13 protein-coding genes are annotated in these 12662 nt (G+C 31.3%); 3 read left to right on the forward strand and 10 right to left on the reverse strand.

Annotation, left to right across the window (positions count from 1 at the left end):
* The 9 genes from FA046_RS00375 to FA046_RS00415 form a co-directional block, all read right to left on the reverse strand.
* A complete protein-coding gene (locus FA046_RS00375; RefSeq protein WP_136824381.1) occupies positions 1–1089 on the reverse strand; it encodes a hypothetical protein in 1089 nt (362 codons plus the stop codon).
* A 3-nt stretch (positions 1090–1092) separates the two neighbouring features.
* A complete protein-coding gene (locus tag FA046_RS00380; protein WP_136824382.1) occupies positions 1093–2673 on the reverse strand; it encodes a DNA methyltransferase in 1581 nt (526 codons plus the stop codon).
* Positions 2674–2677: 4 nt separating this feature from the next.
* A complete protein-coding gene (locus FA046_RS00385) occupies positions 2678–3703 on the reverse strand; it encodes a DNA methyltransferase (RefSeq protein ID WP_136824383.1) in 1026 nt (341 codons plus the stop codon).
* A 3-nt stretch (positions 3704–3706) separates the two neighbouring features.
* Entirely contained in the window at positions 3707–4009 is a 303-nt protein-coding gene (locus FA046_RS00390) for a helix-turn-helix domain-containing protein (RefSeq protein ID WP_136824384.1), read from the reverse strand.
* Between the two features lie 94 nt (positions 4010–4103).
* On the reverse strand, positions 4104–6335 hold the full coding sequence (locus FA046_RS00395; RefSeq protein ID WP_136824385.1) for a DUF3987 domain-containing protein: 2232 nt from the start codon (positions 6333–6335) through the stop codon (positions 4104–4106).
* A gap of 11 nt (positions 6336–6346) precedes the next feature.
* Entirely contained in the window at positions 6347–6625 is a 279-nt protein-coding gene (locus FA046_RS00400) for a helix-turn-helix domain-containing protein (RefSeq protein ID WP_136824386.1), read from the reverse strand.
* Complete coding sequence (locus FA046_RS00405; protein WP_136824387.1) at positions 6625–6969, reverse strand: helix-turn-helix domain-containing protein; 345 nt, start codon at positions 6967–6969, stop codon at positions 6625–6627. The genes FA046_RS00400 and FA046_RS00405 overlap by 1 nt, the downstream gene beginning before the upstream one ends.
* Positions 6970–7050: 81 nt before the next feature.
* A complete protein-coding gene (locus FA046_RS00410; protein WP_136824388.1) occupies positions 7051–8586 on the reverse strand; it encodes a hypothetical protein in 1536 nt (511 codons plus the stop codon).
* Between the two features lie 51 nt (positions 8587–8637).
* The gene (locus FA046_RS00415) at positions 8638–9867 is read right to left on the reverse strand and encodes a site-specific integrase (protein WP_136824389.1); all 1230 of its coding nucleotides are present in this window, start codon (positions 9865–9867) and stop codon (positions 8638–8640) included.
* Between the two features lie 236 nt (positions 9868–10103).
* On the opposite strand from FA046_RS00415, the gene FA046_RS00420 reads away from it, so the two are divergent.
* The 3 genes from FA046_RS00420 to FA046_RS00435 all read left to right on the forward strand — a co-directional run bounded on the left by FA046_RS00420 (position 10104) and on the right by FA046_RS00435 (position 11032).
* The gene (locus tag FA046_RS00420) at positions 10104–10343 is read left to right on the forward strand and encodes a GIY-YIG nuclease family protein (RefSeq protein ID WP_136824390.1); all 240 of its coding nucleotides are present in this window, start codon (positions 10104–10106) and stop codon (positions 10341–10343) included.
* 104 nt (positions 10344–10447) lie between these two features.
* Entirely contained in the window at positions 10448–10687 is a 240-nt protein-coding gene (locus FA046_RS00430; RefSeq protein ID WP_136824391.1) for a GIY-YIG nuclease family protein, read from the forward strand.
* Positions 10688–10792: 105 nt separating this feature from the next.
* On the forward strand, positions 10793–11032 hold the full coding sequence (locus FA046_RS00435) for a GIY-YIG nuclease family protein (RefSeq protein ID WP_136824392.1): 240 nt from the start codon (positions 10793–10795) through the stop codon (positions 11030–11032).
* A gap of 114 nt (positions 11033–11146) precedes the next feature.
* Here the strand turns inward: FA046_RS00435 and FA046_RS00440 are convergent, their stop codons facing one another.
* Complete coding sequence (locus FA046_RS00440; RefSeq protein ID WP_136824393.1) at positions 11147–12472, reverse strand: Gfo/Idh/MocA family protein; 1326 nt, start codon at positions 12470–12472, stop codon at positions 11147–11149.
* Between the last annotated feature and the right edge of the window lie 190 nt (positions 12473–12662).

Genomic DNA, 12662 nt, shown 5'->3' on the forward strand with positions numbered 1-12662 from the left:
TTATATAATATTTAGTACTTTGAGTTTATCTAAAATCATCTCAAATGACAAATAACCAACAAAATTTGAAATGTCAGAATTTGTAGAAATTGAATTACCTACAACCTCTTTATAGAAGGATTGAAATTCATCATTTGAAAGATTAGCAATTAGATAAAGTTTAACATACGTCTTTAACCAGTCTTTATATAAAGACTGATGTTTAACATCAATTAAATCGCTTTTTAATTTAGGATTTGTGTATTTTAAATAACATTTGTTATCAATATTTAATAAACCGAATGAATTGTTTGAGGCATTGAGTTTTGAAGGATGTATTTCAATACCCCAATTAAATAGTTTTGATGCTAAATACTTATTTAATTGTTTCTCCATAATAGTTGTGCTCGTTTTAGCTTCGCCAACAATCAAATCATCAGAAAAAATATTATTAGCTATAGTTTTATTTTTGTTGAATCTCAGCATTGCTAACTCAATAATATTTAAACCATTAAAATGAACACCATAGCTAGACAACACCTTTAGAACTGCTGGAATACCATAACCACCAAAATCTGGAGAGCCCAAGGTATGAGATAGTGGTATTTGGTTTTCACAAATAAAACCTTTATTGACAAAATAACTGTTAGCCAAATATTCCATAAATGGTTCTAATCCATTACCTTTCTTAGATATTTCAACTCGCATCACTATGTATTGAGTTGGATTTGAAATAGTACTAATCTTTTCAAAGAGAAATTCTTGTAATTCAATATCAGAATTGAACTCTATAGGAATTATTACTTTATAATCATCACTAAATAAAAAAGGGAATGCCTGATTTAAACTATATGGTGTATGTTTTAAGTTGGTATTATCAAAAAGTCCTGTAACAAAATTATAATGCATTGCATTATAAAACACTTTTAGTAAACCTTTAGGTGTAAATGGCATTAAAGGATTGTCTAAATAACCTGAGCCAGTAATTGAACAAAAAATAAATGCCTGATAAGGGCTTAACTTGCACCCTTTGCCTAATTCAGTGTCTATTACTTCGCTTTTGAAATTATTTTTAAAAATATTAATGATATTTTCTTTACTTAGTTCCATACTTTACACTTCTTCGAATTTTTCAACAAGTTTTTTTAAGGTTAAACCTTTAAGGCCTGTAAAATTATAGCCATTGAAGAGCTTATCAATAACGGTACAAACGAAAACATCAAATATTACAGCTGTAGAGTCTTTTTTTAATTCTTTTAGATTCATTTTTACTTCACTAATTAGTGATAAATAGTCAATTGGTAAATCATTTTGATTTATAGCAATGTTTGACTTAATGAATGTTACATAAAGGTCGTTTTTAGGTGAGAATTTGGCCCAGTTTTGGTTATAAGTACTACCAACAGTTTCATATATCTTAATGTCAAAAAGACAAAAGCCAGCTTCTTTAATTAACTCTAAAATCGAATACCAAATATCAATATTTTTGTTTTGGAAGCATAAAGTGAATTTGCTTTCACTTTTAAGAACTCTATAACTGTTTTCTATAAATATCTTTATAGAAGCAAGAAAGTCTGAAGAATCCTTTTCTTGTTTAGGATTTATAATCACCTCGTTTTTATTCTCATAAACCAAATCCAACCAACTATTCCATATAAAAGATAACTCTGAATATTGTATAACATCACCATAAGGCGGGTCGGTTATTATGTAATCGACTGTATTATCTCTAAACTCATTTAGACTTAAAGAAGATTTATTTAAAATTTCAGGTTTAAGGATTACGGGTTTATTTTTTTCTTTCCATCTTTCTTTAATAGTGGTTTTAGCGATAGCTACATTTTTAGCTCTATCCAAATACCTCCAAACAACGTTTTCTTGAATATTATCGTCTGGAATCCAATAATTGTTAACACCTAATGGCCTTACATTAGTGCCTTTTAAAACGCTCACGTGTAAAACAGTGTTGGTAAAAGCTATTAGAAATAAATTTTTGTAATTATATTTTGATTCTTTAAGGTGGTTATGTAAAGCAGATAGAGCTGATAGATTACGTGATGAATAAAAATCACTTACTTTTGAATAACCTTTGTAGCTAAACCTATCTTTATAAAACTCTTTTGGAAATTCATTTAAGGGTACATTCCCTTTTAAACCAAACTTTTTGGTTAAAATTGCAGTGTCAATTTTGCTTTTAATTCTTTCTTTAAAGCTTACATCTGTTAAAATACAATTATGATCTTCTGGATATTTTGTACCTGAGTACCAGTATAGTATATAATGATTTTCGTTAAATAGTAAATCGTTGCTTTTACCAACTGCATATAATGGTAAAACATTTTCCCTCAGAAATTGCTCAACACAAAGTAGTTCTTTGTTGTATAATTTAATATTAAAATCAATATTGCTAACTAATTCATTTGATAAAAAACAAGCAAATGGATTTAAATCGTATCCTACAGCCTTACGATTATTAAGTAATGATTCTAAAGCCACTGTCCCCGAGCCAATAAAAGGGTCTAATACTAAATCACCTTGTTTACTGTAATCAAGTATAGATTTTTCTATAAGATACCAAGGTTTACGAGACCAATACTTATGCAATTTAGAAACTCTGTCATATTTTTTATTTCTTTTGATAGAATCGACAAAAACTATGTCATCTATAAAATTTGTGAGTTTTTTTGTTTCCATCTAATTACACTTTTTTGAGTATTAAACAATAGTGGTGTAAAATATTGCTTGTCCAAGAAAAAGGGTAACCATATGGTGCTAATCCTATCTTATCTTGAATCCATATCTTTTCGTCTCTTAATTCATATAAAGAGCTTAGTTCTTTTGCCAAATCCCAAGCTAAAGGATAAAATTTACCATCTTTTTTAACATTTTTAATAATTATTACTATGTGAGCACCCTTGCGTAAAATATTATACAATTTAACATAAACCTCTGCACAAGATTTTATAAACTCGTCATAATCATCAATATTACCTAAATCAAGATTATGTTCAGAATACTTTGTATCTAACTGCTTTTTATCTCTAACTTTTTTAAATTCTCCTGTACTCCTATTCAAAATATCCCAGTATGGAGGAGAGCTGATTGAAAAGTCTATCATAGGGAAACCAAAAGTGTCTATTAATTTTGCATCTCCATTAACTATATTCTTTTCAAACCTTTCTTCTCTTCTAATTGCTATACTATGATATTTCGGATTTAATTCTGTACCATATGCTACTCTGCCTGTTCGTTTACAAGCCTCTGCTGTACTTCCTATCCCCATAAATGGATCTAAAACATTATCTCCTTTTTTTGTGAAAAAAGAAATGAAATCTGAAATCATTGTTGGAGAATATGTTGCAGGATGCGTTTCTGAATTAGGGTCGAGTGCTTTCTCTTGTTTTATATCTTCTTTTAAAGCATTAAAAATAAACCAACTACAAGTAAATTTTATCCATTCTTTCCCAGTTAGGTCATTAATATTATTTTTTAGATTATAAGCACCATTCTCAGGCTCTATCAATATTGAATTAGCTTTATCTAAATCACCTTTTGGATGATATAATGCAACTTTTCCCCAATTTTCAATAAACTTTGATGGAATTTTTAGCTTTACTCTATTTTGATAGAAATCATCTAAAATATCTTTAGCCTTTTTATTAGCTGATTTGTCTGTTACTGGTTCTACTAACCTATTAGGTTTATGGTAAAAAAATATTTGCATTAATTAGATCGATTTACTTTTATTATTTATTAATTCTTTTTCCGCAATTTTTAAAGCTTGTAATGCCTGTTCTTCATTTTCTACCAATTCACTTACTTGGTCTGCTAACCATAAGGCAATCAATTTTTCTGGGTTGATATTGAATAAATGAGCAAGAGCCAAAACGTGTTCACGTTTTGCGGTTTTTTCTCCTCTTTCAATTTTACTTACAAGAGCTGTATCAACATCTAATTCAGCCGCAATGTGCCGCAGTAACATTTCTTTTTGTTCTCTTGTACTTCTAATTAAATCACCGAATTTATTCATTACTGACGTTTGTTTAAAATTGATTTGTTAATTATTGACGAATGTATAACAAACAAAATATAAACGAACAAAAACATGTGAAGACTTTTCAACATTAAATAAATTTCTGATAATATCCAGTTTTTACCAATGTTAAAATACTAGGTACTGAGGCTCTTAAAAAGCAATCTACAGTACGAGCTGATAAATCAAATGATTTCCCTATTTCTACCGCCTCTTTTCTTTGGAAAATAGTTGTTGGGAGGGCGTCAAAAAATCTCTGTTTATTATCTGGAATTTTGTAATCGGTTTTCTTTTCGTCACCTGAAAGGTTGTTAAAAATTAATAAGCTGTGTTGTAGGTAAACATCTGAAAGAACTAAAGCATTTTCAAAATCTTGTTCTTCGCATTGCAAATTGTTTGATGTATCCGCATTTTCAAATCTACGTAACGCAGTAAATATCATACAAAAGCGGAATGCGATTAATCCTAATCTAAAAACTACACTTATAGCATCTTCTCCAGTAAATAATGCGACATTATTTAATTTTCCTTCAAATGATTGGTTTAGTTTACTCCATTGTGTTTGGCTTAATGTCATTTGAATTGGGTACTGAATAAGTACGTCATGGATTTGAAGAATTGTTGTGGATGCTTCGTCAAATAGTTGGTTCAAAGTTTTTTTATGTGAAACTGGTGCTGGATTTCTCCATACAATTTCTGACTTAAAAGCATAGAATATGAATCTGCTAAATAAGCCATCTTCTGCTGATGCTATTAAACGACCTACTTGATTAGGTGTGCCAGATAAAGCAACTGCTATACATGGACTTGGGATTTCTATTAATAGGTTATCTGTTTTGCGAGACACTGATATTTTTTCATGATGGAAACCTCCACGAAGGATAGGTGAGTAATTACCCCAATCTTGTTTGTTTGCACCACTAACAGTGTCGGCTTCAGTTTCACAAATGATACCTTTACCATCATTATCTCTTAAGAGTTCTAAAATTTTAGCTTGACTTGAATCGCCAGGGATGAAAAGCAATTTAAAAGGCGGTATTTCTGGTTTTTCTGGTGCTTCGCCTTCTCCTTTGTAATTTCGTTTTAAGAGTTCATAATGTGTTTTTTGTTTATCGTACTCTTTTAAAGCATACTTGCTTTCTTCTAATAGTCTTTCATGAATTTTATCTCCTAATCTTTTAGCATTTTTTAATACTCCCTTGCCGCTTGCGGCAGGCGCAACCACAAAAGAGAATAGATGTGTAAAGACTGTTTCTTGATGATAAATTCCTGTAACATTTGGTAAGCATCCGCTTAAAACCACTAAGGCACTGGTTAAAAAAACATCTCTCTTACGTTCATCGTCATTGAAATTATCAGATGTAATTTTAAGAATATCAGGTAGTGTTTCGTAAACTGATTGTGGGATAATTGGGGTGTCTTTTAAATAGTCTTTAGTTAATGTATTATCGTCATCACTTTGCAGATTTGCAGACTTTGCAGACTTTGTATCAGATGCAAACTCTTGAGCGTTATTTTGATAAACGTTTTTAATGGATGCTTCTATTTCTGAAATTGGTAAATCGTAACGTGATTTAATTAATTCAAAAGTATCATTTACAGGAATGCCTTTACGGTTGCAGTTGCAAGTTAACAGATGTATAAAGTTGTTGCGATTGCCTTCTGTATAAGTACTTTTTCTTTCCGTAAATACTATCGCTTCATTGAATGTTTTAGACCAATCTGTTGGAACTGGTTCTTCCCTTTTGGAGAAAGGTATTTCTTCTTCTTGGGAAAGATTTATTTCATAAACTGATGCACTTGAATTAATAAAAATTTCAGGGTCGTGAGAGAAAAAGCAAAGGCGTGAAACGTCTTTACCGGATTGGTCTATAGTTGTTTCAAGAGCTATTTCGTAATAATTGCAAAGCTGTATGTAAGCATCGTGATGTTGCTCTAAATTGGCATTGGTTTTTGCAATTACTTTAATACCTAAACCACTTGGACTAATGAAAGCGCAATAGGTGTATGGTGCTAATGCTGCTTTATTTTTTACAGTTTCCACGTTTATAGCCATTAAATCATCAATATCTAAAATGATGTATTGACTGTAAGTTGTTATGAGTTTTGCTTTTCGCCCATTTAAAAATGAACCTGAGGTGGTAAAAGCTGGAAGGCTTTTCTTTAATTTATCTGCCTCTACGGTTTTTCCTTTTTTAAGTTTTAAACGGATATTTTCTATTTGGTTTTTGAAGGTGTCGTTTTGTATTTGATTGAATATATGTTCGAAGCTTTCCTCTGTCTGATGGTCTACTAAGTTTTTAAAAATTGATATATTTTCCATATTAGCAGATTTTAAAAGTTAATTACTGAATGATAATTTTTAGCTAAAAGAGTTCTTACATCTTTCATTTGGTAGTAGATTTTATTGCCTACCATAGAAAAAGGAATGATGTTTTGATCTCTCCAGGTTTGCGCTGTTCTTTTACTGATGTTCATCATTTGGATAAACTGCTGGTTATCTAAAAAGACGTCTTCAATTCCTTGGCTCATTTTCAATTGAAGTTCGATATTGTTTAACTTGCCTATAATTTCCTGATAGGCGTTTTCGGTTAAAAAGTAATTCTTATCCATTATTTATGCCCCCCCACTTTACGTTTAGCTATAAAAGCTTCTGCTTCTTCATTGATTTCCTGGGCTGTTTTTTTACGGCCTAGTTTAATCCAGTTTATTAGTTCGTCTTTAGAGAAGTACAAACGTTTGCCTTGTTTGGAAACTGGTATAGCGGAACGCTGTACCAAACCGTAAATGGTGGGCACCGATAACTTAATGAGTTCGGCTGCTTGTTGGATGTTTAAGATTTGGTCTTCTTGTGGTGTAGACTTTTCTTGATTAAGCAAAATTTGCTCGATGTTGTTTAGCTTTTCGTGAAGCTGAAGGACCGCTTGTGGAAGCTGGTCGAATGATGGTTTTTCCATTGTCTGAATATTTTTTAATGTTTATTCAGCAATGGTCGTTGTTTGTTAATACCAATAACTACCTGCTATTACCAAAGGTAATTAAGGTAATAAGCCTGCTAGTTTTAGCAGTTTGTTTTCCCAGTTATTTAAGTAATCTTTATTGAATTTTGAGAAGGTGCTACCATCTTTTCCGAGGTTTAAACCGCTAATTTCATTATTTAATACTTCACTGAGAATTTGTCTTTTTATAGAAGGTTTTATTTTACCTTTTTTTTGAAGTGTTAAAATCCAATTACAAATTATCCCTTTACCACCTCTTATAGGTCCGATATAATTTAAACTTTCATCTATTAAAGGTGTGTCTAATTTTGATAAAGCCAAAATGTAAAATAACCAATCTTGGGTTATGAATAAATCGGAGAAAGATGGAGGTGACGACGATTCACTTGATGATACTTCGTTAGTTTTTGAGACACCTAGATTATTTTTTAATTTTTGACAATAATCAATAGCCCATTTAAATGCAGGATTGTTGGTATATTGAAATTCGTTATCGCATAACGTAATTATAGAATTAATCCAATTGTTTATTGTCTGTTTTTCATCAAGAGGTACTTCCTTATTATTACGATTAGTAAACTTGATTGTTTTCTTAAGATCAAAAAGAGAATCTTCTAAATCATTCTCTAATTCTTTTTGCGTTAAGTTTATTTTTATATGGTTCGAAATACTATTAAAAGAAATATAATAACGTTTATTGAAAGTTATAATATCAAATTTTGAATATTCCCTATCTGTTTGGGATATTTTTGATATTTCATCTTTTATTAATGCTAAGAACTTGTAACAAGGAATAAATTCTTGATGATAAATCATCCTTTCTAAATCAGGAACTTTTCCATCTGGATAATTATCACAACGAAAAACAATGTCTTTTTCATATTGAAAGATTGGTTCTTTTAATGGGATATCAATTTCAAGTCTCTCATAAAAATCAAAACAGTCTTTAATTTTTTCATCTCTAATTGATTTATCAAAAATCTCCTTCTCCTTAAATAGATAACTCTCAAAATCTTCCTGAAGAAGCTGTAATTTCTTTAAAGAAAAATTAGATGTTATTTTTTCAGTAATAGTATAAATTTCTAATGCTGTCAAAACTGAGTGACGGATTTCATTGAAAAAATCAATTTGTGACAAAGATTCTTTCTTCTTATTTGTTTTTTGCTTTTTAAAAGGCTTATCTATATCATTAGAGGGACTAATATTATCCTTAAAATCTAAATTAATTGTATTCACCTGGTTAACATTTTGTTTTCTAGATACTAGAAATTCCAATTTTCTTTTTGTAGAATAGTAAAATCTGTCAGCACCGGAATTTTCAATGATAGAAATTAGAACTGAGAAATCACTATCATTTAAATTAGTATATCTGTCATATAATGAATCAACGTTTTGATAATCATGAACACAATTATTAAAAAATAATATTTCATCTTCTAGATATTCTATTTCATTTCCCTCTATATTTTCTATAAAATATTCTAATCTTGATTGATAAAAGAAAATATAATCTTTGGAAGATTCAGTTAGGTAAGCTTTTAGGTCTGTTTTTCTTAGATTTGATTTACTATTCATTAGATTATTTAATGCAAACCACCAAAATAAACAATAAACAGATAAAAACAATTACAACAAATTTTCCATCGCTTCATCTATTATACTATTCTCAAAGCTTTTTAAATAGGTTTGAGTAATAGCTTCTGTTTGATGACCCATAGATTCTGATATAATTGCGGTAGATACGCCGCTTTTCTTTAATACAGTTGCAAAGGTGTGACGGGCAACGTAACTAGTAAGAGGGATTCCAATTTCTGCCATTTTACCAATTTCTTTTAAATCTTGATTTACCCTGGTTAATACTTTGTGTATTCTATTGTGTTGCTGTGTAGGCGTAATATGAGTTTGCTTATTTAGTATTGAAAAGATATAATCATCCTTTGGAGGATTATTGGAAATACGCCAAAATTCAATGATTTTTAAAGCTGGTGCCGGTAGTTTAAAATTTAGTTCTGTACCTGTTTTTGCTCTTTTATAATAGATGCGCCCATCAATTAAATTAACCCATTTTAAGTGCGCTACATCAACGAAGTTGATACCTTGACCATAGTAACTAAATAAGAAATATTGTTGCGCCTCGAACTCGCTAGAGCCTTGTTTAAATACTAAAGCTTCTATTTTTTTTAGTTCTTCTTTGGTGATTGCTCTCTTTTGAGTTTTGGTATTGTAGCGTTCTGTTATTTTAAATTTATGAAATGGATAATTGTCTCTCTTTGCGTAGTTCTCTTCAATTGCAGCATTAAATAAAGCTCTAAGAGTTCGCATTCTTACTGATATTCCAGTATCACTTAATCCATCAGCTTTTAGAGATGTTTCGAATTTTAATAGAAAATTATAATCAATTTGAGAGAAAGTAATATCCTTATTATCTAAGAATTTTTTAAGCTTATTTCGGGTATCGTTGTAAACCTTAGAATTGCCAATTTGCTTTGCATCTTTTAGCTGCTGTATTTTTTGCTCAAAGAAATTAAAAACTGTTATTTTACTAATTGGCTTACTTGCTTTGTTTATAAGGACATCAGGCGTAAAATCTTTATCCTCACTTTTTAAGTTCATCAAAGCATCATTATACTCAGCTACTTTTTTAGAAATGATCTTATCAATAATGCTTTTGTGCGGATGACTTTTCTTTGGTAGGTTGTCTTTTTCATTCCAGTCTTTCGAATGACAAGAAATGCCTAATGAAATATATTTGCGAACTCTGTTTTTAGTTACCCTTAACATGATGGGATGTTCTCCATTTGAAAGGGTTTTAGACTTAAAAAGTATAGCCTTAATTGTTGTATATTCTGTTGCCATAGTTAGAGTGGTTTACACATTGGTTTACACAAACCTTACTTAACAAAGATAAGAAAACAGATAACATTACACAATAAAACAACATAAATAACTGATATTTAGTTAATTATATTAATAAAAAGAGATAACAAAAAGTAACGATTTAGCACAAAACAGTGCCTTACAAGCAGGGGGTCACTGGTTCGAACCCAGTATCTCCCACAAAAAGCCGACAATAGTCGGCTTTTTTATTGCTTATGTTTTTTGTCTACATTCTATTTTCTCAATCCTTAAACAAGTATTATATCGGCTCTACTTCTGATTTAGAAGATAGATTAAGAAAACATAATTCTAATCATAAAGGTTTTACGGGAACACACTCTGATTGGATAATAAAATATAGCGAAACCTTTGAAACAAAAATTCAAGCGCTCAAAAGAGAAAAACAAATCAAAAACTGGAAAAGTAGGATTATGATTGAAAAGCTATTTGATTAGCTCAACAGCTTCATAGCATCCCGATTTTTCAATCGGGAGGGTCACTGGTTCGACCCCAGTATCTCCCACAAAAAGCCGACATTAGTCGGCTTTTTTTATTACCTATGTTTTTCGTCTACATTTTATTTTCTTCATCTTTAAATAAGTATTACATCGGATCTACTTCTAACTTAGAGGAAAGATTAAGAAAACATAATTCTAATCATAAAGGATTTACTGGAGCAAACTCTGATTGGGTATTAAGATACAGCGAAACCTTTGAAACAAAAATTCAAGCACTGAAAAGAGAAAAACAAATCAAAAACTGGAAAAGTAGGATTATGATTGAGAAACTGTTTAATTAGATCAGCTGGTTTAGGGCATCCCGATTTTTCAATCGGGAGGGGTCACTGGTTCGAACCCAGTATCTCCCACCAAAAGCCGACATTAGTCGGCTTTTTTTATTACCTATGTTTTTCGTCTACATTTTATTTTCTTCATCTTTAAATAAGTATTACATCGGATCTACTTCTAACTTAGAGGAAAGATTAAGAAAACATAATTCTAATCATAAAGGATTTACTGGAGCAAACTCTGATTGGGTATTAAGATACAGCGAAACCTTTGAAACAAAAATTCAAGCACTGAAAAGAGAAAAAAAAATCAAAAACTGGAAAAGTAGGATTATGATTGAGAAACTGTTTAATTAGATCAGCTGGTTTAGGGCATCCCGATTTTTCAATCGGGAGGGTCACTGGTTCGAACCCAGTATCTCCCACAAAAAGCCGACAATAGTCGGCTTTTTTATTACCTATGTTTTTTGTCTACATCTTAATTCTCCACTCTTTAAGCATGGGTCTTCCTAATAAAGCATTGGCTTCATCATCATTTTTAAACTGCTCTTTTTTAGGATTCCATTGCAAAGGTCTTTTTAGCTCATATGCTATGTTGCCAATATTACAAACCGAAGCCGTACGATGACCAACTTCAACATCACAAATAGGTTGAGTACGTTTGCGCATCGCATTTAAGAAATCCTTATAGTGATTTTCGCTTTTGTAAACATGCTTTTCAGCTTCTCCAATTTTTCTATCCTTAACAGAAACCGGAGTAGTTTCTAATTTACCTCTGGCAATTCGTAACTCGCCTTCTGTACCTGTAAATAAAACCGCATTATTCCACTCCCAATTTTCGTGAGTCATGGTAATACCGTTCTCATATTTATAAGTTAAAAACGGATGTTCTTTGCCGTCAGGAGCAAATATTTCTACAGGTCCGCTGTTATCCATATCTAAAGCCCATTGCGCAATATCAAACATGTGAGCGCCCCAATCTGTCACCAAACCACCACCAAATTCTTTGTATAAACGCCATCTGGGGTAAATATCCTGAGTAATTGGCGGTGCTAAAATAGCATTAAATGGCACTGCTTCATTCGGGCCCAACCATGCTTTCCAATCTAAGCCTTGCGGAACGGGTTCTTCGGGTAGGTTATACGCTATTGGCGGTGGCCCCACATTTACTTTGATGCTTTTAATTTCACCGATGTAGCCATTTCTTATCAGTTCTACTGCCTGTCGAAACTCTGGCCAAGAGCGTTGCATATTTCCAGTCTGAAAAACACGATTATGTTTTCTAGTTGCGTTTACCATCGCTCTACCTTCTTTTACAGTAAGTGATAAAGGTTTTTCGCAAAAAATATCTTTTCCGGCTTCAGCCGCTCTCACTGCCATAGCTGCATGCCAATGATCTGGTGATGCAATTACTACTGCATCTACATCTTTTCTGGCTAATAATTCTCTAAAATCATTATAAACAGGAATATCAGCGTAAGCACCTAATTGTGGGTTTTTAGTATGCGCTTCTTTAATTCTATTGAGCAATAACTGCGCTTTATCTTTATAAACTTCACTTATTGCATTAATTCTAACCTCGTTGGTGCTTAAAAAAGAATTACTTAAACCGCGGGCTTGCTTCCCACAACCTATAAATCCTAATGAAATAATATCACTTGGTGCGGTATAAAAAGAACCATCGGGCCTTTTGCCTCCTAAAACAAATCGTGGAACAATCATTATTCCTGCTAATGCAGTAGCCGTATTTTTAATAAAATCTCTACGACTGTTAGGTATGGAGTTTTCTTCTTTCATTAAGTTTGGTATTAAAACTGGTTAGGTTTGATGCTGTAATTTATAAAAACATCGCTCATTTTTAAAATAAATTAAGGATTCTTTAAAAACAGAATCCACTACGCTTTTAACATCAATAAACATTTTTTAAAAATATTTCACTTTAATTATGGAATTGGTACAATAATTTCATCTTGATTAAAACAAAAGA

Origin of the sequence: Pedobacter cryophilus, assembly GCF_005116455.1 — a bacterium.
GTDB classification, from domain to species: domain Bacteria; phylum Bacteroidota; class Bacteroidia; order Sphingobacteriales; family Sphingobacteriaceae; genus Pseudopedobacter; species Pseudopedobacter cryophilum.